The sequence below is a fragment of the Actinomadura litoris genome (genome assembly GCF_009733595.1).
GTDB classification, from domain to species: Bacteria; Actinomycetota; Actinomycetes; order Streptosporangiales; family Streptosporangiaceae; genus Spirillospora; species Spirillospora litoris.
Map to the genome: position 1 here is coordinate 21697 of NZ_WOFH01000022.1, position 24707 is coordinate 46403.

The 24707-nt window shown below is 71.9% G+C and carries 22 protein-coding genes; 6 read left to right on the forward strand and 16 right to left on the reverse strand.

The features are described from left to right. Window positions 1–154: 154 nt before the first annotated feature. Window positions 155–1117: a TIGR03621 family F420-dependent LLM class oxidoreductase gene (locus GNZ18_RS39095; protein WP_173391023.1), complete on the forward strand. Its 963-nt coding sequence runs from the start codon at window positions 155–157 to the stop codon at window positions 1115–1117. A gap of 157 nt (window positions 1118–1274) precedes the next feature. Here the strand turns inward: GNZ18_RS39095 and GNZ18_RS39100 are convergent, their stop codons facing one another. From GNZ18_RS39100 to GNZ18_RS39110, 3 genes are read right to left on the reverse strand one after another with little or no spacing between them, the layout of a single operon-like run. Continuing rightward, window positions 1275–2765, reverse strand: a complete 1491-nt coding sequence (locus GNZ18_RS39100) for a sugar ABC transporter ATP-binding protein (RefSeq protein WP_156222368.1) — start codon at window positions 2763–2765, stop codon at window positions 1275–1277. Window position 2766: 1 nt separating this feature from the next. Then, entirely contained in the window at window positions 2767–3843 is a 1077-nt protein-coding gene (locus GNZ18_RS39105) for a sugar ABC transporter substrate-binding protein (protein WP_156222370.1), read from the reverse strand. After that, a complete protein-coding gene (locus tag GNZ18_RS39110; RefSeq protein WP_156222372.1) occupies window positions 3840–4940 on the reverse strand; it encodes an ABC transporter permease in 1101 nt (366 codons plus the stop codon). Before GNZ18_RS39110 ends, GNZ18_RS39105 begins: the two co-directional genes overlap by 4 nt. A 104-nt stretch (window positions 4941–5044) precedes the next feature. Between GNZ18_RS39110 and GNZ18_RS39115 the strand changes: the two genes are divergently transcribed. The 3 genes from GNZ18_RS39115 to GNZ18_RS39125 all read left to right on the forward strand — a co-directional run bounded on the left by GNZ18_RS39115 (window position 5045) and on the right by GNZ18_RS39125 (window position 8434). Continuing rightward, window positions 5045–5800: an SDR family NAD(P)-dependent oxidoreductase gene (locus GNZ18_RS39115; RefSeq protein ID WP_156222374.1), complete on the forward strand. Its 756-nt coding sequence runs from the start codon at window positions 5045–5047 to the stop codon at window positions 5798–5800. A gap of 136 nt (window positions 5801–5936) precedes the next feature. Beyond that, window positions 5937–7574 carry a thiamine pyrophosphate-binding protein gene (locus GNZ18_RS39120; protein WP_156222376.1) on the forward strand — a complete coding sequence of 546 codons (1638 nt, stop codon included), beginning with the start codon at window positions 5937–5939 and terminating at the stop codon, window positions 7572–7574. A gap of 62 nt (window positions 7575–7636) precedes the next feature. After that, window positions 7637–8434, forward strand: a complete 798-nt coding sequence (locus GNZ18_RS39125; RefSeq protein ID WP_156222378.1) for an IclR family transcriptional regulator — start codon at window positions 7637–7639, stop codon at window positions 8432–8434. A gap of 104 nt (window positions 8435–8538) precedes the next feature. Here GNZ18_RS39125 and GNZ18_RS39130 read toward each other — a convergent pair whose 3' ends face one another. The 11 genes from GNZ18_RS39130 to GNZ18_RS43470 all read right to left on the reverse strand — a co-directional run bounded on the left by GNZ18_RS39130 (window position 8539) and on the right by GNZ18_RS43470 (window position 19762). Continuing rightward, window positions 8539–9174: an RlpA-like double-psi beta-barrel domain-containing protein gene (locus tag GNZ18_RS39130; protein WP_156222380.1), complete on the reverse strand. Its 636-nt coding sequence runs from the start codon at window positions 9172–9174 to the stop codon at window positions 8539–8541. Window positions 9175–11224: 2050 nt separating this feature from the next. Beyond that, window positions 11225–11704, reverse strand: coding sequence for a hypothetical protein (locus tag GNZ18_RS39135; RefSeq protein ID WP_156222382.1), 480 nt, complete (start codon window positions 11702–11704; stop codon window positions 11225–11227). A gap of 206 nt (window positions 11705–11910) precedes the next feature. Next, window positions 11911–12615, reverse strand: coding sequence for a siderophore-interacting protein (locus tag GNZ18_RS39140; RefSeq protein ID WP_156222383.1), 705 nt, complete (start codon window positions 12613–12615; stop codon window positions 11911–11913). Window positions 12616–12795: 180 nt separating this feature from the next. Continuing rightward, window positions 12796–14244: a tyrosine-type recombinase/integrase gene (locus GNZ18_RS39145; RefSeq protein WP_156222385.1), complete on the reverse strand. Its 1449-nt coding sequence runs from the start codon at window positions 14242–14244 to the stop codon at window positions 12796–12798. After that, complete coding sequence (locus GNZ18_RS39150; RefSeq protein ID WP_216651582.1) at window positions 14241–14435, reverse strand: helix-turn-helix transcriptional regulator; 195 nt, start codon at window positions 14433–14435, stop codon at window positions 14241–14243. The genes GNZ18_RS39145 and GNZ18_RS39150 overlap by 4 nt, the downstream gene beginning before the upstream one ends. 337 nt (window positions 14436–14772) lie before the next feature. Next, window positions 14773–15045, reverse strand: coding sequence for a hypothetical protein (locus tag GNZ18_RS39155; protein ID WP_156222388.1), 273 nt, complete (start codon window positions 15043–15045; stop codon window positions 14773–14775). Further along, the gene (locus tag GNZ18_RS44190; protein WP_156222390.1) at window positions 15035–15424 is read right to left on the reverse strand and encodes a DUF4282 domain-containing protein; all 390 of its coding nucleotides are present in this window, start codon (window positions 15422–15424) and stop codon (window positions 15035–15037) included. The genes GNZ18_RS39155 and GNZ18_RS44190 overlap by 11 nt, the downstream gene beginning before the upstream one ends. Beyond that, window positions 15424–15633 carry a hypothetical protein gene (locus GNZ18_RS39165; protein ID WP_156222392.1) on the reverse strand — a complete coding sequence of 70 codons (210 nt, stop codon included), beginning with the start codon at window positions 15631–15633 and terminating at the stop codon, window positions 15424–15426. Before GNZ18_RS39165 ends, GNZ18_RS44190 begins: the two co-directional genes overlap by 1 nt. Then, the gene (locus GNZ18_RS39170; protein WP_156222394.1) at window positions 15626–17083 is read right to left on the reverse strand and encodes a replication initiator; all 1458 of its coding nucleotides are present in this window, start codon (window positions 17081–17083) and stop codon (window positions 15626–15628) included. The genes GNZ18_RS39165 and GNZ18_RS39170 overlap by 8 nt, the downstream gene beginning before the upstream one ends. A 577-nt stretch (window positions 17084–17660) precedes the next feature. Beyond that, window positions 17661–18995: an FtsK/SpoIIIE domain-containing protein gene (locus GNZ18_RS42890; RefSeq protein WP_156222396.1), complete on the reverse strand. Its 1335-nt coding sequence runs from the start codon at window positions 18993–18995 to the stop codon at window positions 17661–17663. An 80-nt stretch (window positions 18996–19075) separates the two neighbouring features. Beyond that, on the reverse strand, window positions 19076–19762 hold the full coding sequence (locus GNZ18_RS43470) for a hypothetical protein (protein ID WP_156222398.1): 687 nt from the start codon (window positions 19760–19762) through the stop codon (window positions 19076–19078). A 540-nt stretch (window positions 19763–20302) separates the two neighbouring features. Here GNZ18_RS43470 and GNZ18_RS39185 point away from each other — a divergent pair. Beyond that, window positions 20303–21148 (forward strand): GntR family transcriptional regulator, encoded by an 846-nt coding sequence (locus GNZ18_RS39185; RefSeq protein WP_156222400.1) that lies wholly within the window; start codon window positions 20303–20305, stop codon window positions 21146–21148. A gap of 176 nt (window positions 21149–21324) precedes the next feature. On the opposite strand, the gene GNZ18_RS39190 is transcribed toward GNZ18_RS39185, so the two are convergent. Together GNZ18_RS39190 and GNZ18_RS39195 are read right to left on the reverse strand one after the other, a co-directional pair. Beyond that, entirely contained in the window at window positions 21325–21630 is a 306-nt protein-coding gene (locus tag GNZ18_RS39190; RefSeq protein ID WP_156222402.1) for a hypothetical protein, read from the reverse strand. Between the two features lie 486 nt (window positions 21631–22116). After that, window positions 22117–22761: a hypothetical protein gene (locus tag GNZ18_RS39195; protein ID WP_156222404.1), complete on the reverse strand. Its 645-nt coding sequence runs from the start codon at window positions 22759–22761 to the stop codon at window positions 22117–22119. 414 nt (window positions 22762–23175) lie between these two features. Here GNZ18_RS39195 and GNZ18_RS39200 point away from each other — a divergent pair, with 414 nt between their 5' ends. Next, complete coding sequence (locus GNZ18_RS39200; protein ID WP_156222406.1) at window positions 23176–24486, forward strand: hypothetical protein; 1311 nt, start codon at window positions 23176–23178, stop codon at window positions 24484–24486. Window positions 24487–24707: the final 221 nt, after the last annotated feature.

The window sequence follows — 24707 nt, forward strand, 5'->3', positions numbered from 1 at the left end:
GGGAACGAACGGCCAGGGCGAATCCGCCCTCGGCAAATACTGCGATCCTCGACCGGCGGAAACCAGCCCCCGCGGCGCATCGGTTCGCCGAACCCGAACCAGGTGTCGGATTCCTGCCAGCGCGGCCGTCCGGCCGGGCGGCATGCTCGGGCGCATGGACGAACACCGCGGGGACCGGCGCCGCCGCCCCTTCCGCTTCGGCGTCGTCGGGGAGTCGGTCCGCTCGGCGGACGCGCTGCTGTCGACGGCGCGCCGCGCCGAGGAGCTCGGATACGCCACGCTGACGCTGCGCGACCACTTCGTGGCCGAGCCGTTCGGCGACCAGCTCGCGCCGATGGTCGCGCTGGCCGCCGCGGCGGGCGCGACGCGGACGCTGCGGCTGGGCACGATGGTCGCCTCCAACGACTTCCGGCACCCGGTGATGCTCGCGAAGGAGGCCGCGACGCTGGACCACCTGTCCGGCGGGCGCTTCGAGCTGGGGATGGGCGCGGGGTGGCTGCGCTCGGAGTACGAGCGGGCCGGCATGGCCTTCGACGCGGCCGGGACGCGGGTCGGGCGGCTGGAGGAGTCCCTCCGGATCCTGCGGAGCCTGCTGGCGGGCGAGAAGGCCGACTTCGCCGGGGAGCACTACCGGGTCGACGGGCTGACGGTCTTCCCCGCACCCGCGCGGCGCCCGCCGATCCTGGTCGGCGCGGGCAGCGCCCGCATGCTCGGCATCGGCGGACGGCTCGCCGACACCGTCGGGATCCTCCCCCGCGCCCTCCCCGACGGGACGATCTCCGACGAGATCTCCGAGCGGCTGCCCGAGACCATCGCCCGCAAGGTGGACCTCGTCCGCGAGGCCGCCGGGGACCGCGACGTCGAGCTGAGCATGCTCGTGTCGCCGACGTTCGGCGCCGACCCCCGCGCCGCCGCCGCGAAGGTCGCGGTGCTGCGGGGGTGGGGGGCGTCCTCGATGGAGCTCGTGCTGGACATGCCGTCCCAGTTCGTCGGCCCGCCCGAGCACATCGCCGAGCAGATGGCCGCGCGCCGCGACCGGTACGGGTTCGGCTACTACCTGGTCTCCGACGCGGACATGGAGCGGTTCGCGCCGGTCGTCGCCCTGCTCGGAGCCTGACGCGGGCCGGGGCGCGCCCGCCGGGGCGTGCCTGCCGGGCGTGCCCGCGGGCCCTCGGGGGCCGCTCCCCGTGGGCCCGCGGAACCCGTGCGCGCCGGGGCCCGCGGCCCCGGCGCCGTCCTTCACCCGGTGGTACGCGCCATTCGGCGGTCACGGCTCATGTGGCGGCGAAACCGGCGTTCATGGCCAGGCTGAGCTCGGCCTCGGTGAGCCGGTCCCCCGCCAGCTCGTCGACGACCCGGCCGCGCTGGAAGACCAGGACGCGGTGGCACAGCTCGACCAGCTCGGCGAGGTCGGTGGAGGCGATCAGCACGACCTTCCCGTCGGCGGCGAGGCCGCGGACGATGTCGTGCAGCTCGGTGCGGGCGCCGACGTCCACGCCGCGGGTCGGGTCGTCCAGCGCGAGGACGGCGGGCGCCGCGTCCAGCCACTTGGCCAGCACGACCTTCTGCTGGTTCCCGCCCGACAGGTCGCTCGCCTTCGCGCGCACCTCGCCCCGGACCCGGAGGCGGTCCAGGTGGCCGCGGGACCGCTCGACCAGCCGCGACCGCCGGGGCATGGGCCCGCCGCGCCCCTGGCCGAGCCAGCTCACCGACGTGACGTTCTCCCACAGCGGCTTGTCGAGCATCAGCCCGCGCCCCTTGCGGTCCCCGGTGATGAACGCGACGCCGGAGGTGACCGCCTGCCGCGCCGAGCGGGGCGAGCGCCCGTCCGGCAGCCGGACGGTCCCGGCGGACGGCCGCGCCCGCCCGCACACCGCGTCCAGCACGGCGAGGTGCCCCGAGCCCTGGAGGCCCGCCAGCCCGACGATCTCCCCGGCGGCCGCCCTGACCGACACCTCCCGCAGCCGGCCCGGCACGGTGACGCCGGTGAGGGAGACCGCCGCCCCGCCGGGGCGGGGCGGGGCGGCGGCCGGGGGGATGGCCTCACGGGCGGGCTGCCCGAGCATCGCGGTGACCAGCGAGTCGAGCCCGACGTCGGCGACGGGCGCGCCCGGCAGGACGACCCGGCCGTCCCGCAGGACGGTCACCCGCGTCGCGACGCGCATGACCTCCTCCAGGAAGTGCGAGATGTACAGGACGGCGAGGCCGCGCCCGGCGAGCCGCCGGGTGACGCCCGCGAGCCGGTCGGCGGCGGCGCGGGGCAGCGCCGAGGTCGGCTCGTCCAGGATCAGCACGCGCGGGTCCTGGAGCAGCGCCCGGCAGATCTCCAGCAGCTGCCGGTCGGCCAGCGGCAGCTCGCCCGCCTTCACGCGCGGGTCCAGGTCGAGGCCCAGCTCGTCCAGGACGGGCTGCGCGAGCCTGCGCGTCTCCCGTGCGCTGACGAGGCCGCCCCGGCGCGGCGCCCCGTAGGGGAACAGGTTCTCCAGCACGGTGAGGTCGTCGTAGATCATCAGCTCCTGCGAGACGATCGCGACGCCCTGCCGGGCGGCCTGGCGGGCGTCGGCGAAGCGCACCGGGCGGCCGTCCAGCTCGATCGTGCCGCCGCCGGGCCGCACCACCCCGGAAATGATCTTCACGAGCGTGGACTTGCCCGCGCCGTTCTCGCCGACGAGGGCGTGCACCTCCCCCGCCTCCAGCGCGATCCCGACGCCGTCCAGCGCCGTGACCCCGCCGTAGCGCTTCACCAGGCCGGAGGCCACCAGCATGTCAGCGTGCCTCCTTGAGCGGCCGGATGCTCGCGCCGGTGTTCGCCAGCAGCCTGTCGAGCTGCGGCCTGTACCAGGTGTAGGCGTTCTGGACGTTCTGCTGCCGCTTGATGATCTCGTCGATGTTGCGCTGGTCCATCACGAGTCCGGGCGTCTTGAACCAGCCCTTCGGCAGCTTCCCGTCGTTCTCGCGCACCGACTTGATCAGGACGGCGGTGGAGACGTAGCCCTTGAGGTAGTGCTCGGGGTCGATCCCGGTGAAGTTCGTCCCCTTCTTGATCGCCTCGATGGTCTTGGGGTCGACGTCGAAGCCGGCGGTGAGGTACCTGCCCTTGCGCTGCTCCTTCAGCCGCGCCAGGTTGTAGCTGTCGGCGTCGCCCACGCCGAGGAAGGCCAGCGCGCCCGGGTTGGCGTTGACCTGCGACTGCCACGCGCCGTAGTTCTGCGCCGGGTCGCTGTAGGTCTGGAACGGCCCGAGGACGCGGATGCCCGGCGCCTGCTTGGCGAGCGTGTCCTTGATCCCCTTGGCGCGGCTGTCCAGCACGGGCGCGCCGGGGTTCGGGACGCCGACGACGACCGTCCCCTTCGCGTCCGCGCCGAGCTTCTTCACCGTCTCCTGGGCGAGCAGCCCGCCGAGCTCGTAGTTGTCGTTGCCCACGTAGAAGTCGACCTTGCTGCCGTCGGTCGGCGCGGTGTCGAGCGCGACGATCGGGATGCCCTTGCCGACCGCCTGCGCCGCCGGGCGGGTGAAGATCGGCGGGTCGAGGTTCTCCAGCACGATCCCGTCCGGGTGGGTGACGGTGAGGTTCTGGAAGAGCTGCTGCTCGGCGGGCCCGTCGGTGTTGGGCGGGCCGACGACCTTGAAGTCGACACCGCCGGCCTGCTTGGACGCCTCGGTCGCGCCCTCGTACATCTCGCGGGCGAAGTTCAGGCTGTAGTTGGCGACGGCGATGCCCATCTTGAGCTTCTTGCCCTTCCCCGACCCGCCGCCGTCGTCGTCGCCGCAGGAGGCCGCCAGGCCGGTGCCGAGGGTGAGGGCGACGGCCAGGGCGAGCGGCCCGCGCAGGCGCGGCATCATGGTTTCCTCCCAGGGGAGCGCCCGTCGCCGTCGACGGGGCGGGGATCCCGCACGGCGCGCGGGTCGCGCGTCGCACGCAGGTCACGGACGCGGCGCACCAGCGGCGCGGCGCCGACGGCGACCAGGATCACGCCGCCGGTCGCGAAGGTGGTCCAGTTGATCGGGACCTCGAAGAACACCAGCGCCGCGGTGACGACGCCGAGGATGAGCGTGCCCGCCGCCGCGCCGATGACCGAGCCGCTGCCGCCCTTCAGCGGCGTCCCGCCGATGATCGCGGCGGCGATCGCGGTCAGCTCGTAGCCCTGGCCGATCGTGGGGTCCCCGGCGATGAAGAACGCCAGGGCCAGCACCGCCGCCAGGCCCGCCATCAGCCCCGACAGCGCCAGCGCGGCGATGCGCGTGCGGGTGACGGGCAGCCCGCCGAACTCGGCTGCCTCGGGGTTGGAGCCGATCGCCCGCACCCGCGCGCCGAACCGCGTCCGCGTGAACAGCACGGTCAGCGCGACGACGGCGGCGCCGAACACCCACACCGCGTTCGGGGCGCCGAGGAACTCCTCGCCGCCGAGCACCCGGAAGAACGCGTCGTCCTGCGGCAGGTCGGTGATCTGCTTGCCCTCGGCCAGCGCCAGCCCCACGCCGCGCAGCAGCATGGACGTGGCGAGCGTCACGATGAACGAGGGCAGCCGCAGGTAGGTGGTGACGGCGCCGTTCACCGCGCCGACGAACGCCGACAGCGCCAGCACCACCAGCACCGCGAGCCAGGTGCTCATGCCGTCCCTGATCAGCAGCGCCCCGACGACGACGCCCATCGCGTAGACCCCGCCGACCGACAGGTCCACCTCGCGCATCGCGAGCGCGAACACCATCCCGCACGCCATCAGCCCGACATAGACGGAGTTGTGCGCCGTGGTCAGCAGGTTCCCCGTCTGGAGGAAGTCGGGCTGTAACAGCCCCACTCCGAGGACGAGGAGGACCAGTACCCCGACGACTCCGGCCTCGTCGGGGACCGGGCGGCCTAACCGGGCGCGGCGCGGCGCCGGAGGCCCGTCCCGGTCGCTTGCGGCGGCCGACGCGGCCGACGGCTGTGGTGCGGACATGCGGCCGAGCATGTGACCTGCGCCACTCGACCACAAGTCGCGCGTTTCAGTGAGTGAAAACGGCGCCTTGTCGCTTTCCCGGGCGCGGCCTCACTCTGACGTCCATGAGTGAGACGCCTTCGGGAGACGGAGCGCAGCGGGTCGCCCTGGTGACCGGTGCCGCGGGAGGGCTGGGGCGCGAGTTCGCGATCGCCCTCGCCGCACGAGGGCACCTGGTCGCGGGGCTCGACCTCGCCGACATGTCGGGCACGGCCGAGCTGATCGGCGGTGGACGGTTCCACCCGGTCCGCGCGGACGTGACGGACCCGGACGAGGTCGAGTCCGCCGTCGAGGAGGCCGCCGCCCGCTTCGGCGGCCTGCACATCGTGGTCAACAACGCCGGGATCTACCCGCCGCTGCCGTTCGAGAAGACCACCCTGGAGGACTGGCGGCGCATCATGCGCGTGAACCTGGACGGGCCCTTCCTCGTCTCGCGCGCCGCCCTCCCCCACCTGAAGGCGGCGGGCTGGGGCCGGATCGTCAACATGGTCTCGGCCGTGGTGTTCCTCGGCCCGCCCGACCTGGTCGCCTACACCACGTCCAAGTCGGGGCTCGTCGGGTTCACCCGGGCCCTCGCGAGCGCGGTCGGGGGCGACGGCATCACGGTGAACGCGATCTCCCCGGGCCTGGTCCGCACCGAGACCGCCGCCCGCACCACCGGCGCGGACGGCGGGTTCGAGCGGGTCCGCGACCTCCAGGTCGTCCCGAGGGTCGGGGACCCGGCCGACCTCATCTCCACGCTCCTGTACGTGTGCGACGAGGGCAGCGGCTTCCTCACCGGCCAGACGATCAACGTCGACGGCGGCTCGGCCATGCACTGAGCGGACCGCCACTGAGTGAGCCGACACTGAGTGAGCCGACCGGCCCGGGCGCCGAGCCGGCAGCACGACGGCAGGGCGACCCGGCGACGCCGGACCCGGCCGCGATCAGCAGAACGAAGGGCAGGAAGACGAGACCATGAGGCCGATCGAGGCACTGCTGGAGATCATCCGGGACGAGGGCGTGACCCGGATCTTCGGCAACCCCGGCACGACCGAGCTGCCGCTGATGGACGCCCTGGTGGAGGCACCCGACCTGGAGTACGTCCTCGGGCTCCAGGAGGGCTCCGTCGTCGCCATGGCCGACGGGTACGCGCGCGCGTCGCGCCGCACGGCCTTCGTCAGCCTGCACGTGGCGGCGGGCGTCGCCAACGGGATGATCGGGATGCTGAACGCGCTGCGCTCGCGCACCCCGATGGTGATCGTGGCGGGCCAGCAGGACCGCCGCCACCTCCTCCAGGACCCGATGCTCTCGGGCGACCTCGTGGGGCTGGCGTCGGCGGCGACCAAGTTCGCCTTCGAGGTCCAGCACGCCCGCGACCTGCCGCTCGTGCTGCGGCGCGCGTTCGCGCTCGCGGCGCGCCCGCCCGCGGGCCCGGTGCTGATATCGGTGCCGATGGACCTCCTGGAGGAGGACGTCGACGTCGCCGTCCCGGCCCGCTCCCCCGTGTCGGGGCCGGGCCCGGCCGTGGCGGGCGTCGCCGAGGCCGCCGCCCTGCTGGCCGCCGCCGAGCGTCCCGTGGTGATCGCGGGCGACGGCGTCGGACGCGCCGGAGCCGTCCAGGCGCTGGTCGCCGTCGCCGAGGGCCTCGGCGCGACCGTCTACCACCAGCCGATGAACGACGGCATCGACTTCCCCGGCGGTCACCCCCTCTACGCGGGCATGCTGGCGCCCCGCAACACGGCGATCCGCGAGACCCTCGCCGAGCACGACGCGGCGCTCATCGTCGGCTGCCACGCGTTCATGCCGCACCACTACACGCCGGGCTCGGCCGTCCCGGACGGCCTGGACATCGTCCAGATCGACGAGGACCCGGCCGAGATCGGCCGCAACTTCCCCGTCCGGCACGGCCTCACCGGCGACCTGGCCGCCACGCTCCGGGCCCTCGCCGACCGGCTGGACGTGCCGTCCGCGCCGGACCGCGCGCAGCGGATCGGCGCCGCCACCGACCAGGCCCGCGCCGCCGTCGAGTCCGCCGCCCGCGACGCCTACGGGCCCGTCCCGATGGACCCGGGGGCCGCCGCGCACGCGGTCGCGGCCGGGCTGCCCGCCGACGCGGTCGTCGTCGAGGAGGCGATCACCACCGGGCTGCGGCTGCGCGCCGTCCTGCGACAGGACCGGCCCGGCTCCTACGTCCACACGGTCGGCGGCGGCCTCGGCTGGGGCATCGGCGCCGCCGTCGGCACCCGGCTGGCCGACCCGGACCGCCCCGTCGTCGCGGTGCTCGGCGACGGCTGCGCCATGTTCGGCCTCCAGGGCCTTTGGAGCGCCGCCCGCTACGAGGTCCCGGTAGCGTTCGTCGTCATGAACAACGGCGAGTACCGCACGTTGAAGGACACCCTGGACCAGAGCGGCGGCGCGTCCGCCGAACACGGCCGCTACGTCGGCATGGACCTCACCGGCCCCGCGCTGGACTGGCAGGCCGCCGGGCGCCTGTTCGACATCGACACGGTGCGCCCGGAGTCCGCCGACGCGCTGCGGGACGCGGTCGCCTCCGTCAAGGACCTCACCCGTCCGCTGCTGATCGAGGCGCGCATCACCGGGCACGGCCGATGACGAGGGCCGCCGCCCGGTTCCCGCCCCTTGCGGGCAGGCCCGATCACGTGAACGATCGGAAGATGGACACGCGCGTCGACGGCGACGAGCCGCCGAGGTCGGTGCTGGCCAGGGGCCTCAGCCTGCTGGACGCCTTCGGCTCCGCCGACACCGAGCTGAACCTCACCGAGCTGGCCGCGCGGACGGGGCTGCCCAAGCCCACCGCGCACCGGCTGCTCGGCGAGCTGGTGCGCTGGGGCGGTGTCGAGCGCACCGAGTCGGGCTACCGGCTGAGCATGCGCCTGTTCGTGCTCGGCCAGCGCGCCCCCCGCCCCCGCGGGCTCCGCGAGGCCGCCCTCCCCTACCTGGAGGACCTCTACGAGGCGACGCACGAGAACATCCACCTGGCCGTCCTGGACGGGAACGACACCCTGTTCCTGGAGAAGGTCAGCGGGCGGCGGTCCATGCCCATCGTGTCCCGGGTGGGCGGGCGGCTGCCCGCCTACTGCACCGCGACCGGCAAGCTCTTCCTCGCCCTGGGCCCGCCCGACCGGCTGGAGCGGGTGCTGGCGGCGGGCCTCGTCCACTACACCCCGCACACGATCGTCATGCCGGGCCTGCTCCAGCGGGAGCTGTCCCGGACGCTCACCCGCGGCTACGCCGTCAACCGCGAGGAGTCCGAGGCCGGGGTCTCCGCCGTGGCGGCCCCCATCCTGGACCACCGCCGCCGCGTGATCGCCGCGATCTCGATCACCGGCAACGTCTGCCGCCTGGACCTGGACCGGCTCGCCCCGGCCGTCCGCACGGCGGCGCTGGCGCTGTCCCGCGAGCTGTCCCGCGAACCGGCGGCGGCGCCCTTCCCCCTCCTCCCGCGCCGCTGACCTTCCAGGCACCGGAAACGGGAATGTCCCGCCGATCATGGTGATCGGCGGGACATTCCCGTTCGTACGCCGGCAGCCCTGCCGGATTCGTCGCGCTCGGCAGGTCAGCCGAGGGGGCGCGGGGCGCCGCGCTTGCCTGCGCCCGAGCCCCACTTGAGGACCTCCCACTTGACGCCCTTGATGTGGCCCTCGCCGGTGCCGGCGTTGTACTTGCTGCTCGGCTTCTTGCCGTCCAGCAGGTAGCGGAAGGTGTAGGTGTCGAGGTCCAGCATGACGCCCCGGTGGGACGGGCTGCCGGGGCCGCGGTCGCCCACGAACCCGGTCACGCTGCGGCCGTCGTAGGTCACGCGGACCTTGGTGTGCAGGGGCCAGCTCGGGCTGGCGAACAGGCCCTTCTGCATGGGCTTGCCGCCCGCGGGCGCGCCGGTGTCACCGTTCACGCCGGAACCGTCGTCCCAGAAGTAGGACGCGATGGTCTTGCCGGACAGGAGCGCCTTCGAGGACTTCTTGGCGCGCTTGGCGGAGTCCTTGGACGTGGAGCGGGACTCGGCGGAGTCCTTCTTCCCGCCCTTGTGGGCGGTCTTGTGCTCCTGGGTGTTCATGGCCTGCTGCGACAGCAGTCGCTTGTCGCCGCTGGGAGCGGAGTCGTCGCTGGCCGCTGCCACGCCGGCCACCAGCATCCCGGCCATGGCCGCGCTGGTGATGCCGGTAAGGACGACGTTGATCGCTCGCTTCTGCATGAAGATCCTTCGTTCGGGGTACAGGGCTGCCGTTCCGCACGCCGGAGCACAGGGGCTGGTCCGGGCAGGAGAACGGGTCCGAGACTCGGGACTCGGGAGATGCCGTCGCGAAGAACCCGCCCGCAGGAAGACTGCGGAGGATGGCCCGCGGGCATGGCGGACCGCACCCGCGCCCTGGGGCGCGCGCCCGTCCTTGGGCGTGCGCGGGGAACGGCGCGTACCCCGTCCTTGGGCGTGCGCGCCGGCGCGGGCTTCGAATGAAGCGGGAAGAATGCCGACCGGGGGCTCATGGGCCCCACACGGATGCGGCCGTGCATGGTGCGGCCGCGGTTCGGCGAAGTGATCCCGCCTGGCGGGCGGGAAGCGACGGTTATGCGTTTGGCCAGGTCAACGGTTCATGACCCTGACCTGGCGTCGACTATATACGGCATTACCGAGATTTCTACCAACGGGCGATTTCTTTACCTTTCGAAAGGTAGATCATTTAATCGCCACCCGCCCGATCCGCCTTTCCCACAGGCGATTGAGAACGCTCAACCCTGCACCCACCCGACCCAAGCCAAGGCCAACCCCCACCCCCGGCCCTCACCCCAACACCCCCAACCACCTCACCAACCACACCAGCCCCCAGAGCCCCCACCCGGGCCCATGGGACGAGTGAGGCCGATAAGACCAGTGGGACTGATGAGCCGCTCAGCGGGCGATACAAGGGCAGCCTCCGGAACCCGCCAAGGCGCGGGGCCGCTGTTCGGGGGTTTGGCGGCGCGGCGAGGATGGCGCTCTGGCGCGTCTAGGCAAGGTCTTGGAGTCCTCGACGACGGCCTCGGGGCTGCCTGCCTGGCTCGTGGGTTCGAGGCTAATCGGTGGGGCCCGGCCCAGCGCGCGACCGCCCCTGGGCACGCGAACGAACGCCAAACGGGCCCCCGGAGCACCGAAGGCCCGTTCCTACCGCAGGCGAACCACGAGCTCACCCGGCGGGCAACCCTGGAAGCCCACAACCGAGACGCCCAGAAGCGCCTGAGCGGCGACCTCGCCGCAGCGCCAAACTCACGGGCCGGCCCAGAGAGCGGCCCCCCGGAGGCGGCGGCGGACGTTGCAACCCTGTCCCGATTCGCCGGAGACCCCGTCTACCGCCAGGCACAAGAGCCAGCCAGGCAGGGAGCCTCCGGGACCGAGAGCGGGGTCCGAGCTTCCCCCTGAAAGCGCCACAGACGGGTCTTAGGCAGTCGAGCTCACATGCCAGCCCGCCTTGAGCCCTTCGAACGACACGGAAGGCCCCACCAGCACCGAGACCAGGAGGTCAATTGCCGCCCGTCCGCCCACGCAACAACCGTTCCCAAGGCTCGCCGCGATGGCCCGCCGACCTGAGATCGCACTGCTCGACGGCACCACCGCGCGATGAGCTGGCCCCAACCCCCAGCACCCGTCGATCGAACGACCACGGCGACCAACCAGAAACGCCAAGAGAGCAGACACACCGACCAGGCAGACACAGCGAGCAAGCAGCCCCGGCAAACGAGTGGACCCGGCGAGCGCCTGACCAACGATGAGCCACCGCCCGCCAGGCAACCAACGGCGCCCCGCAACCAGTGCCGCCCGGCAACCAACGGCGCGCTACGACCAGTAGCGGCCGCTAACGTCCTGCAACCACGGCGGCGCTCGACGTTCGGCAACCGGCATGCCACGTTCGGCGTGCGGGAGCGCCCTACAACCAGCGGCGACCGGCAACCAACGGCGACCTGCGTCCCGCGACCCGCGCTCGGCGGCTGGCGGCGTCCTGCGACCAAGGAAGACCGCCAACGTCCTGCGACCACCGGCAGCGCTCGGCGTTCGGCGACCCGCGCTCCACGTCTCGCACTCGGCGACCCGCGCTCGGCGGCTGGGGGCGCTCTACGACCAGTGGCGAACGCTAGCGTCCTGCGACCACCGGCAGCGTTCGGCGTTCGGGTGGAAGGACGCGGGGAACGGGCGATCGGCGGCGATGAGCGACCGGCCGGCCGGGCACGGCGGGCGACTGACCGGTCGGTTGCGAAGCCGGGGGGCCGGCCGGTCAGTAGGTCGGGTAGACCGACGGCGCCAGCGGAGTGGGCCCCGGGAACGTCGGACCGCCGGGAGGCGGCTCGACGAAAGGCGAATCGGCGTACGCCGGTCCTCCGAAGGGCGACTCCGTGTACGCCGGTCCTCCGAAGGGGGAGACCGCGGCCACCATCGGGCCTGTCGCACCGGCGGCCTGAGCCGTCGGCGGCGACGGTGGCTGTACCGGTGGCGGCACGTGGGAGCCGTCGGCGCGGCGCGGCTCCACCGGGGGCGCGGCGGCCCGCTCGACGCGCCGCTCGGCCAGGACGGCCATGAGCGCGCGGGCGGTGTCGGCGTCCATCCGGAGCAGGACGCTGGGCGTCCCGGCCTGGTCGACGAAGGGAGAGACCGAGGGCGCGGCGGCCTGTTGCGGCAGGGCCGCCCGCATCTCCTCGCGGAGATCCTGGGCCAGCCGCAGCGCCTGTCGGTCACTGTCGTTCAAGTGTGCGGTCATCGCGATCTCCGGGGAGTTCACGTGCGGGGGTGCGGGGGGGATCCGGGGTAATCCTGCTAGGAATGCCGTGCAGGTGCAAGAGCTGATGCACGTGCATTTCGACGAATAATCTTGCCGTAACCCCTCCCGCCGACGCTCGTTAACGATCATTCCATCCCCCGCTTGCCGGGCGCCCAGAACGGCTTGACCAGCACCGATCTGCGCGGTCAGCCCCGTTCGTCCACCAGGTGAGCGCGGACGTCCCGCACGGTGCGGGCCTCCCCCGCCACGTATGCGAAACCCGGCTCATCGGGCAACTCCAGCCCGCGCACGGCCTCCACCAGACTCGTGGACGAGGCCGCGGGCGCCTCCCCGCGATACCGCCACGTCAGGCTCTCAGCCCTCGGCAGCGGAAGCCGGTCCTCGGGCCCCTCGACCTCGATCACACCGTGGACGGGTTCGCGGGCGGCCCGCAGCATGGCGCCGAACGGGACGGACGCGGTCTCCTCGCCCACGAGCAGGTGGTAGGCGGCGGGCCGCAGGATGAACCCGCCCTCCGGCTTGCCGAACACGACCGCCTGACCGGGCCGGAGCGCCCTCGCCCAGCGCGCGCCCGGCCCGTCCCCCTCGTGGTCGAGGACGTACAGTTCCAGCACCTCGGCCGAGGCGTCGTAGTCCCACACGGAGTAGGTCCGCAGGGCGTGGCGGACGGCGCCGCTGACCCAGGTTCGGGTGGCGGTGATGTCCGCCACATGCACGCGGACTTGCTGACCGGGCGTCCAGTCCAGGCCCGGCACGTCCCCGATTTGGATCCCGATCCATCGCCCCCGCCCCTCGGCGCGCCGCACCTCTCTCACCCGACCGCGCGCGAACACCAGGTCGAGCAGCCGCCGCCGCACGCCACGCCTGGACGGCCTCGCCTCGACGCTCATCTCACCCTCCCTTGATCTCGACACATCTTGACTCTCAGCCGTCACTTCCGGCGTTCATCCGCCCGCCGGAGGCCGCCATCGCCCATGCTCGAACGCCTGGCGGTCGCCGCGCACTAGAACGCCATTCTGTGGTGAACGTTCACGTACCGCCGGTCAGCGCTGCGACCAGCGGAAATGCCGTCAGGATGCCTCGTGCTTGCCGTGCTGGCCCGTGTCTGGCCCGTCGTTCACGTTTCCGCTGGTCAGCGCGTTGTTGGCGCTGAGTGCGGCGTCAACGGCCGCGTTCGCAGCGGCTTCCATGCCGTCGAACCAGTGCGCGTACGTCGTCCAGAGCATCTGCACCGAGTGCCCCAGCCGCCGTGCGACCTCAGTTGCTGGCACGCCCGAGGCAAGGAGCAGGGACGCGTTTCCGTGTCGCAGGTCGTAGGGCCGCTCCGCGAGCCGGGAGGCCAGCTCCGTAGGGCTCAGAGCGCTTGCGCGTGCCTTGCGCCAGATACGGCGGTAGGTCTGGCCGGTCACCGGCCCGAAGTCGTCCCCCTCCCAGAAGAGGCGCCCGTCCGGTGCCGTGCCGTAGGAGTCCAGGTGCGCGCGCAGGATGGCGACCAGCACGGGCGGGATGGGTACGGGGCGCACCTCACCGGGTGAGCGGTGCTTGAGTTCCCGCCGCTCCCACCGGTCCCCGTCGGATGCCCACGGTGCGATCTCAGGGCGGTTGCCCGACAGCAGCAACGAGCCCCAGCCCTGTTCGGGCAGCGTGCAATCTGTTTCGCACAGCGCCCGCGCCTCACCGGGCCGAGTACCGGCGTAGTACAGGACTGCGAAGAAGGTCGACAGGTGGTCGTTGGCCGTCCGGGTCGCCTTCTCAACCCCCGTGAGGAGGGCCCGCGCCTGAGGAAGGGACGGGATGCGCCGGGGGTCAACGGCATCCGCTCTGCGCCGCCGGTGTGTCTTGACCCCGGGCAGGGGGTTGGCCGCCAGAAGCTGCCGCTCAGCGGCGAAGTCCAGCAGTGCGTGGAGCGTGGAGCGCCGGGCCCGGATGCTGGAGTGCGCGAGCCGCTCGCCATCCAGCCGCAGGGACACCGCCTCCAGCAGCGCCCGCAGAATCACCCGGTCGTTCAGGTCCATCACCGGGCGAGAGGTCGCGGCCAGCCACTTCAGCGCCGCGCGGATGTCGTCGGGACCGTCGCCGATCTGCCCGTCCTGCGCCCAGGCGGGGGGCCGGAGCGCGTACATCGCCAGCGCCCGCCGGAGCACCTTCTCCTCCGGGCGCCGCCGCTTGGCCGCTTTGGGGTTCAGCGATGCCAGCACGATCGGCACCAGCGACCGCACCAGCGCCGCCCGAGTAGCGCCCGCAGCCTCCACCCACCGGGAGGCGATGAAGGAGCGCGCGAGGTCATACACCGTCTCCGCCGACTGGGCCCAGGCCACCGGCTCACCGGTGTCCACAGCGAATACCGCACCGGCCCGAGCCGTCGCCACCAGGTTGGCCCGGTAGCTCTCCGCCAGCGCCTTAGTCGCGAACGAGCGGGAGAACTTCCCCGCATTCACCCGCCACCGCACCTCCCACGGCTTACGCCTATTCGCCCGCTTGCGAATCTGCCAGAACTGCACGTCCTGCGAATTGATCACCGAATCTCCCTTCCCGCTCCGAGCTTGTGAAACCATTCTATAAAATCAGCCCGCTTGATCCGCAGTTCCCTATTCGGCAGCCGGAACGCCTTAGGTCCGCGCCCCGTCTCCAGCCACCGATACACCGTAGAACGGGCTACGTGCAGCTCAGAGGCCAGTTCGCGGACCGTCATGACATCCATCTGGGCCATCAGAAACCACCCCTGAAATTGCGCCTACGGTCCACTCGCAGGCCAAGATCAGCGCCAATGAAGGCAGGTGATCACCGGCCTGAATCGGCCAATTTGCGTCCCCGAATTCCCGGATGCGGCCCTTGACTTTCCAAACCCTGGAATGCAACGGGTTGCGGCGAGCGGCCGCCCACCACCCCGCCGACCGCCGCGCCACTCGGCCATTGCGGGCATTCACCGACTACTGTCGCTGGGGTCCGAGCATTATGGACGCATTCGCGGCCCATTCTTCGCGCGACCCTGCCCCCGACCCCCGCCCGCCGACGCGCAGGCTTAGCCAGGAGCAGGGCCGCAGCACTCACCGCACGCCCGTGACCGCCGCCAGCAGCGGCGCCAGCATCAGCGCAACCGCCCCCGCCACCGCCACCAGCGCCGCCAACGCCCGCACAGGGGGCCAGCACACCCGCACCACGCCCGCAGCGCGCCCCAGGCCCGCATCCACCATGCGCCGACACGCAGTAGCCGCCACCACGGCCCCAGCCAGCGCTACCAGCACCACCCGCAGCGCCACCGCCAAGACCACCCGCGATCCCACCGACACCCGGCGGACCACATTGAGGTCACGCATCACCACCACCTCCCCAGCGCCCGGGACCAGAGCCCAACGGACGCGCCGCCGGAGGGGCCGCCGGAGGAGAGGGACGCGACGGAGGCAGCGGGCCGATCGCACGCCCGCGCGTGAACGCCATCAAGATCCATTCACACGCAATCCGCGTGCCCAGCACCCCCGCCAGACCACCGCCCAGCACCAGCGGCGCGAACCACCACATCCCAGCCCCCGCCCAGGTGGCCATGGACCACACCAGCAGCAAACCCACCAGGCTCCCCGCCACCATCGCGCCCGCGACCACCACGTACAGGACGCTGATCACACGCGGTGTGACCATCCAGCGGAACCGAACATCCGCCAGCCCCCGCAGCAGCCCCGGCGCCCGATACGGCCCCGGCATCAGGACCACCCACACGAGTCGGCCAGCCAACCCACACCCGCCAGCACCAGCCCCAGCAGCACCCCCGACCACCACAGACGCGGATACCGGTCCCGCAGCGGCACCCGCACCCTCACCCGGTAGGTCGTCCGCCCGCCACCGCCCAGCCCCACCCGCAGCAGGATCGGCACCGCCGCCACCGCCGCCACCATCACCAGCACATCAACCATCACCACACACCCCATCTCCGAAATCCCCCGTCGCCCGCATGCCCGGATCCGCCCACGGCGTCAGCAGGTCCGCGTTAGCCCGCGCGGCGGCATGATCACGCGCCAACGTCTCGGCCAGCACCGCATCACCCAGGGAGGCCCAGCCCGACCCCACATACCGCCAGGCCGCCACCAGCACCGTCCCGGGATCCCCGGCCCCAGCCACCCACGGATCACCCTCCGGCCGCGCCCGCACCCGCCACGCCCGCCGCACCTCACCCAACGTCCGCCGCGTGACCGAGTACCACCGCGATTTCGTCGCGAAATGCCCCCGATAGCCGAGGCTGTGCACGTTCTCGGCCAGCCGCAGCGGCCCCGCCTCCTCCCGCCTGGACAGCCGAAAACAGGCCAGCACCAGCAGACCGACGTGGGGGTTGGCCACCTTGCGCAGCACCCGCCCGACCTCACGAGCACCGACCCGCCGCACCGGCAACCCCGCGAACGTGTCACCCGCGCTCTTCGTGGCATATTTCGCCAGGTAGGCCGCTGTCCGGCCGGGATCAGAGATGGTCGCCACATCCATCTCAGGCCCCCAGCGAACAGCCCACTTGCCCTCAATCGGCACCGGCACCCGCACCTTGGCCGCCGCCTCCCGCACCGCCCACTCCAGCGCCGCAGCATCCGCCCAGGACGGAGGCGCGACCACCGCCGACCGCTCCCCACCCACCACGCCATCCAGCCGCACCACCGCATGCAGATGCACCGCCCCGCGCGACTGGAACTCCGCGACTTTGACGTAGCTGACCCGCACCAAGCCACGCACCGCCCGGACCGTGATCGGCATCCCCACCCGCTCACCCGCCACCCGGGCCAGCGCCCGATAGGTGTAGATCAGCGTGCGCCGCCACAGCTCCGGAACCATGGCGTTGAAAAGCACCTGATCCTCGTACGCGTAGCACTCGACACACAGCGCCCGACCCACCAGCCGATCACCCGGCACATGCCGAGCCGCACACCACCGCCGCACACCGTGCTTGCACACCGGCGGACCCACCCGCTTCCGGCACACCTCACCCTCACCCGCCACCGCACGGTGGACCGCCCCGAAACTCGGCGCGGTGAGCGTCACCAGCGCAGCCGGATGATCCGACACCGACACCGGCACCGCATCCATCCCATCCGGCAGGCGCGGCGCACGCCCCCGCAGGCCCGCCGCCACCAACTGCCAGGTATCCCGCCGGTAGACCTCGGCACACGACGGGCACACCGCCGACCGCCTGTCCCCACACGCCAGCAGAAGCGAGCCATCCGGCGCATCCGCCGACGACCACTCCGCCCGCACCTCACCCGTGACCGCATCCGCCGCCGCCACACCACCAGCCACCCGCACCGGCCGCTGACAATGCCCCGCATGCGCCACCTGGCGCTGCCACGCCCGCCACCGCTCCGGATCAGCGACCCGCGCCAACATGCCCGCCAGCACCCCGCCCGGGACACCCGACACCCGCGCGGGGTCCGTGGACGGCAGGACTACGCCCCTACGGGGTGGCCTCCGGCCATCCCGCCGGCTACTCACGCCGCACCGCCCGTACCGGCCCCCGACGCCGGAGCCTCACCCCCCGACAGCCCGTCCCCGCCCGCATCCGGACCCGGATCCGCGCCAGAACCCGCACTGTGACGGCCCCGCCCGCTGTACCCGTGGACGAACCGCCACAGGCACCAAGACAGCGCGTACCAATCCGGGGAATCCGGCTCCACCACCGGAAGCTCGAAAGCGAACAGGGTGTCCGCCACCTCACGCACCAGGTCCACCCACGCATGCCCCGCCGCCTCCGGCTGAGGCGACCCCAGCGGATACACCCGACCCGCCACCACCGCCGCACACGGACACACCCGCTCGGCCAACTCCGTGGAAACCGTCATCTGCCGCTCCCATCATCAAGAGAAAGAAGGAAGGACAGGGCCCCGCGCGGCGGGCACGCTCCCGCCGACCCCGCCCACGCGAGGCCCCAGAGAAGAAAGAAGGAGAAGGAGTCCGGCCGCCGGGGTCACACCCAGCGGTCACCGGCTCTCAGCCGCCGCAGCGCGACCCCGCGCGCCACGATGTCGCGGATCTCGTTGTCATCCAGGTAGAAGCTCTTGCAGCGCCGGGGCATGCTGCCCTCCGCGTGCAGCAGTCCGACCCCGCGCGCCCGCACGTCGATCTGGGAGCAGTCCCACCCGGCCGACGCCATCCCAGCGCCCATGATCGTGTCGCTGGCATCCTTGGTGTTGCAGCGCATTCCCCACCGCAGCGCCACCAAGTCGCGTAGCGAGGTCGGCACCACATCGCCGCTGGGCTTCTGTGTCGCCAGTGCGGCGATGATCCCCGCCGCGCGGCCCCGCGCCACCAGGTCGATCGCCAGGCCGTTGAAGTGCCGCGCGGTCCGGCGGTCGGTGTGCGCGGTGAAGAACCGCAGCTCATCCACCGGCCAGAGAATGGTGGGCGCGTCCTGGGGCCCCAGCACCCGCCGCCCCATCGACTCCAGCAGCGCATACCGCCGGTCCATCTCCTTGATCAGGTCCTCCGCCAGCGCGATCGCCCCGTCGCTGTCGTACTCCAGCCGTGTCATCACCGGCCGCCACAACGCCAGTTCCACCCGCTTGGCGTCCAGGCCCCAGATCTCGCATGTCGGATCCAGCGCCGCCGCACCCAGCACCGTCCCCAGCCCCGCCGACTTGCCCGACTCCGGCTCACCTCCGAACAGGATGTTCTTGCCCCGGAGCCGGACCGTGATCTGATCACCCATGTCATCCACCGCGACCGGGATCGGATCGCGCAGACTGCGTTGACCACCACCGGCCCACGGCCACCGGATCGGCTCGGACACCTGCGGATCACGCGGATTGATGAACGGATCCCGCCGCACGAGGTCGACGTGCGCCAGGTCGGCGCGATCGATGTCACGCGCCACCCGCACCTCGCGCACCCGCAGCGTGGCCGCGACCCGTTCCGCCTCGCCCCCCAGGTCACTGACCGTCGCGCCGCGCGGAACCCGCACCAGCAGCCTGTCACCGGCCGGGACGACCCGATGCCCGCGAATGCGCGGGATGCGGTCATTGATCGTGGCCAGCCCGGCGAACCGCATGGCGCGGTCCCAGTGCCGCCGCAACCGGCCCCGCCGCCAAGTCTCCGCCGCCCGGTGACGCGACCAGGGGACCCCCGCGACCACCAGCACCGGCCAACCCGCCGCCAGCAGGCCGCCGAGCCAGCCCGCCGCCAGCCACCCCGCTACCGCCGCCACCACGAGCACCGCCAGGACTGCCAGCTCACGCCGCCACAACCACGACGGCCGGATGATCCACAGCGTCACCGCCGACCCGGCCGTCAGCCGAGCCCGCACCGGCAGATCCGGACGCTGCACAACCGGGGGCAGCCCGACCTGACCGGGCGCCTGAATACCCGCCCCGCGCCGAGGACCGGTCACCACGCACCGCCCAGCCCGCCGCCGTGCCAGATCCCCGACACCCCATGCGACCCCGCGCCACCGGCCACCCGCCGATCCCACGGCCCCTGATCAACCGCCTGACGCCGGGTCTCCTCCAACCCCGCCGCCAGCCCCCGCCACTCGCGGAGGGTCTCCTCCATCACCGCCCGCACCTGCGGTACCGATCCCGACCGCTGCGCCCACGCCCGCCACGCCTCACACCGCCGCGCGTCCAACTCCCGCCACGTGCCACCCGGGATCAACTCGGTGAGCATGTCCGCCAGCCGCACCCCGCCCACCCGGCGATCCTCAGGGAGCGGCACCCACGCCGACCGGCTGTAGCCGCCCACGTGCACCCACCCGTACGGCGTCGCCCGTCCCGCCCCGACCTCCACACCGACCGGGCGACCATCCGCACCCACCAGACCCGCCCCCACCAGCGCCCCCGAGGCCAGCGCCGCGCCCAGCACCCGGCGCCGCCGCCGCTCAGACACCGGCACCAGCCGCAGCCATGCGGGACCCGCCGGTTCGGTCAGCGAGTAGTGCACCCGCACCGGACCCGTCGCGCTCAGGGTGACCACGTACGAGCACTCGCCCCACGCCCACGCATCCACCGCACCCGCCGACGCCACCGCGTCGCCCGGCAACTCGCCGGACCCCCGCAGCCGGTTCCTGATCCCCATCACTGGCCCGCCTTCCCCGCCGCCTTGCCGGAGCCGCCCGACCCCCGGCCGCAGCACCCGGCACCGGCCCAGGCTCCAGCCGCTCCGCCGTCCACCACTGCACGCTGTCGCCCTTCCGGTCCACCACGTTCAGCCTCAGCCCCATCGGCCGCACGAACGCCCCCTGGCTCAGACCCGGGTCCCCGATCAACCCGACCTTGATCGGCGCCGATCCCTGACCGTCCATCACCAACAGCCGCACCTGAAACAGGGGGCGACCCTCCGAGTCCGTGCGCGGCTCCCTGGTCTCGAAGTCGCGCCTTTGCTCCGGCGCGTCCGCCACCAGCCAGGACATGCCGTCCATGTCGATCTTGAACTCCACCGACCCGCCTCCGTTGCCGCCGCCCGCACCGTGTTTGGTGCGTTCCGTACGTACAAAGATGTGCCAAAGACCGTTGAACTGCAAACCTTGGCGTACACAAGGCGTACAAGCTAGGGTTAGTCGCGGGAAGGTAAAGCGCCAGATCAGCACCACTGGTCAAGACCTGGAGAGTGGCCACATTGGGACACCGAGAGCCCGCCAACTCCCGCACCGGAACCACGCCGCTGCTCTGGTCCACCATCCGGGACCAGATCATCCGCGACATCGTGGAGGGCAAGATCCCTCCCGGCTCATGGCTGCCCACCAACGCCCAGATCCAAGAGCGCTGGGAGGTCTCCAACCGCACCAGCCGCCGCGTACTCCAAGAACTAGAGCAAGCCGGATGGGCCCAAGGCCAAGGCACACGCGGCTACCTCGCCACCGCAGGCCCCGCCCCCCAGCAGATCGGGCAGCCCGCGCTGCCCGCCGCGTTCGCCGACGCGACCCTTCCCGACACCACCCGCCGCGACACCGCACCCGGCGCCCCGCGCCCCGCCCACACCATCCCGATCAACGGCCAGATCCCCGCCGAGTTCGCCCGCCTCCGCATCATCTCCGTCGGCTACGAGCCCGCACCCGCACCCGTCGCCTACGCCCTTAACCTGACCGGCCCCGGCGCCGCCGTATGCGTCCGGCGCCGCCTCGTGGTCACCCCCACCACCGACGCCACCCCCCTTGAAGTGCGCATCTCCTACACACCCGGCGTCCACCCCGACAGCCCACTAGCCAAACCCCAACTCCTGCCCGACACCTGGCCGGACAACCTGGCCACCCACACCGGACACCGCCCCACCACCGCCACCAGCTACATCAGCACCCGCCCAGCCGAAGACTGGGAAGCCGTCGCCCTCCACCTACCACCCGCCACCCCCGCACTCGTCCGCCTTACCACCCTGGCCGCCAGCGGCACCCCGATCGACCAAACCGTCAGCATCTGGCCCGCCGCCACGACCACCATCCAGGCCGAAGGCCACCCCATCGCCTGACCCCCACCGACCCGACACCGGGCCCGTGCCGGGCAGCGGCTTCCACGTCAGCACGGGTCGGCCTGGAAATGCGCGACGGGCCGCCGGCTGACGGCCTCCGGCCGCCCTACGGGTGGCTCCGCCATCAGACGGCACCCCTCCCGCCAGCGAAAAGGGAAGCCGCGGCCCTCCTCGCTCTATTCGGGATACGTGGAGTACGGCGCGCCCAGTGCCCACGCGATGCGCTCGGCTGCCTGTTCGGTGTCGCGTGCGAGTTTGGCCCCCGAGTCGGGCCCGTCTGCCCAGACGTAAGTTTCGCTGTCGCCGTCCCAGGCGATCCGGCGCGCCGGTCGGTCCAGGTAACTCACGTGCAGTCGTAGGCCGAGTTTGCCGGGTACCTCGGGGGTCCGGGCGCAGGTGACGGCGATGTGCGGGGCCCGTAGCCGGAGGATGTCGCGGAGCGCGTCGAGGGGCCCGTAGGGGGCGGTCAGTTCGTCCTGCATCGGGCCTTCCTCGGGGGTGGGGGCGCGGCGGCACGTTCCCCGGGCGGGGGGACGCACCGCCGCGCGTTCAAGGGCCCGCCCGCCCAGGTGATGCGCCCCGGGCGGGCGGGTGGCACGGACCCCGGATGCGTCCGTGCCGGTCGTGCAGCCTCACCTACACGCTCCCCAGCGCCGAAATGAGGCCAACGGCTGCACGACGTCGGTGGGCGCGGCGGTCCGCTCCGCGCCATTCGGCGGACCGCCGCGCCCGGTCATCGAGTCAGCCCATCGGTTCGGGCTTGGTGGTGCGCCGGAGCCTCGCACGAAGCTCGTTGGGGGTTGCGGTGTGGAAGGTCGCCCGCTCGTCCAGGCGTTCGCTAGCCAGTGGCCCGCGCGTGGCCGACCACCGATCTTCCCCCGGAGGATGGGTGTGGGCGATCGACCAATCGGGGAAGTCGGCGCGCAGTGCCGCCAACTCCTGATCAGGGGTGAGCGGTGGGGGCGTGCTCATCGCGGGTCGTCCTGCTCGTGCTGGTGAACGGGCGTGATGCCGAAGGCCGCTGCTGCGGTGTCGGCTGCCTCCTCGGCATCCGTGGCGAGCGCCCGGCCTTTGTCTGCTCCGTCCGACCACGTGTAGGCATCGCCGTCCCAGCGGATGCGGCGGATGTCATAGCCGTGCCGCAGACGCAGGTGGGTGCCCGGTTCCGCCGCCCTTGGCGTGTCCTCAGGTTCGTCGGGGGAGGGGGCCGGGATGTACTGGCATTCCGCCGCGATCTGCGGGTACCGCCGCCGGACAGCGGCATACAGCGCATCCACCTCGCCGAAGGGGGTCACCTGCGGCCGGTTCTGCGCGGCGGTGATGATGACCGTGGCCTCAGTGATGTGGTCGCCAGGCGCGATCGCCTCTCCATCGCTCCCGAAGAACCACATCCGGTCGCCGTCGATCGAGCGCGGCTTGCAAGTGACGGTTGCGGGACGCGCCTCCGGGTCCTCACGGTCGGCCACCTCCAGAGCCGCCACGAGGTCGCCCCGAACGCCGTGCCCCTGAAGCGCGTACATCAGGGTGGCGAGCGGTTGGTAGCCGAGTAGCTGTTCGGTGGCGTCGTGACGTTCGGTCCCGTCCGCCGTGCCTGTGTCCTCTACGCTTCCCATCAGCCGGAGACTCCTTCCGGTCAGGCCCCGGCCGGTGGGTCAGATCACCGCGTCCGGGGCCGCCTTGTCTGTGGGCGGGGCCACGCACCGAGGGCCTTGCTCGGACCACACGGGAACTTCAGGTGGTTGGTGCGTGGCCCCGCGCTATCGAGTGAAGCGACCTGCGTGCAGGCGGACAACACGCATGCGACTATGTGAATGTGTATACGGCCTGCTCAGGGGTTGCGTGAAATGACTGGATCACCCGAGTGTTCCGAATGCGGGAAAGACCTCAATCGCTACAGCCCTGGTGAACGCTGTGGATCATGCGCCTGGGAGGCCCGCGCCCGGCTAGGTGAACCTCCGGCCCTCCCGGGGGACTTCTGGACCGAAGGGCCGATACGGGAGGCTCTGACGCGCAGGGATCTTCATACGGTGCTGCGGATCTATCTGGACGCAACCGGGCTGACGCAGGAGGCCGTAGGGTTTCTGATCGACACTCAGCAGGCCAACGTTTCCCGGATTCTGCGCGGGATCCGGAAGCGCTACTCGATCGAGGACGTCGAATCATTTCGCGACGGGCTCCGCATCCCCGGTCAGTTACTCGGTCTTCAACCGGGTCGTCACGAAGACGCCGGGATCCCGTTGGACACGGAACGCGACTCCAAGCCAGAACCCCCAGAACCGCAGAGGTTCCCCCAGGACCAGGATGCCGCTGCTACGGGTACCGTGACCATTGTCATCAATCCCGACCTTTGGGACGGCGACATGGAGCGTCGCGCACTGCTACAACTCGCTGCCCTGGGGGTAGGCGCAGGGGCGCTTGGTTCCACTGGGGAACAGGTCCGCCAACTGCTCGCCCTGGCGCTGAACAGCGAACACCGTGATCTGGAGGATTGGCATCTGACCCTCTCAGATCGCTTGTACGCGATACTTACTCGGCCGCCTGCCCAGGCACGTGATGGGCTGTTGATCGACCTAGTCGCAATCCAGCGTCAGTTGGAGATCGCAGAGCCGAGCGAAGCGATCGAGTTGTGGCGGGTCGTGGCTGCGCTTTCCATGCTGCACGCCGACACGCTCACTCGTCTTGGCGATCATGACGCAGCCATCCATTGGTGGCGGACGGCCAGGGCTGCTGCTGACCGGACCGGCGATCTCGATCTACGACTCATGGTCCGCTGCGAAGAGGCCGAGTTTGGGCTGTACGGCCAACGTGATCCGGCGACCATCCTGCAACTGATCGACGCTGCGGAACGGCTCGCCGGACCTACGCCGTCCTGCCGGAAGGTAGACCTTGCCGGAACGCGCGCCAAAGCGCTCACACTGCAAGGCAGGCACAGCGAAGCCATGGTGGCGTTGAACTCCTTCGTCAACGCTGCTGGGGAACAGATGCGAGGTGGCATCCTGCCGAGCCACCGGAGCGACAACGTGGTGCACTTCACGGCGAGTTGGGTCCACGCAGCAGCTGGCCGTGAGCCGGAGGCCGACGAGAAACGCGGAATCGTGCTAGCTAACACCCGTGGCTACCAGTTCGCCGCGAATGTCCGTCTCCATGAGGCCCTTTGCGTCGTGGTCAACGGCGGGACCGACACCGGCGCCCGGCAGGCTACGGAGATCCTCGCCGGGCTTCCTCCAGCTCAGCGGAGCCACATGATCCTTGAGACAGGGAAGACGGTGCTGCGCGCCGTCCCGATCGAACGGCGGGACCATCCCGCAGTGCGGGACCTACGCGCCCTGACCGCCTGACCGCTGCCTTCCGTAGCCGTGTGAGGAGTTTCCCTACTAGGTCAAGGAGTCCCCGCCCACGACTCGCGCTCGCTCGCTAGCTCGCGAGCGCTCGTCTCCCACCCAATGAACCCCACACCACCCCGAGACCCGTCGTCGCTGACGCTCTCTTCCTGTTCGCGGTGTGCGCCTGCGGGTTCGTGCTTCCGGGGGGAGGGGGGCCGCATTCGCGCCCCCCTCCC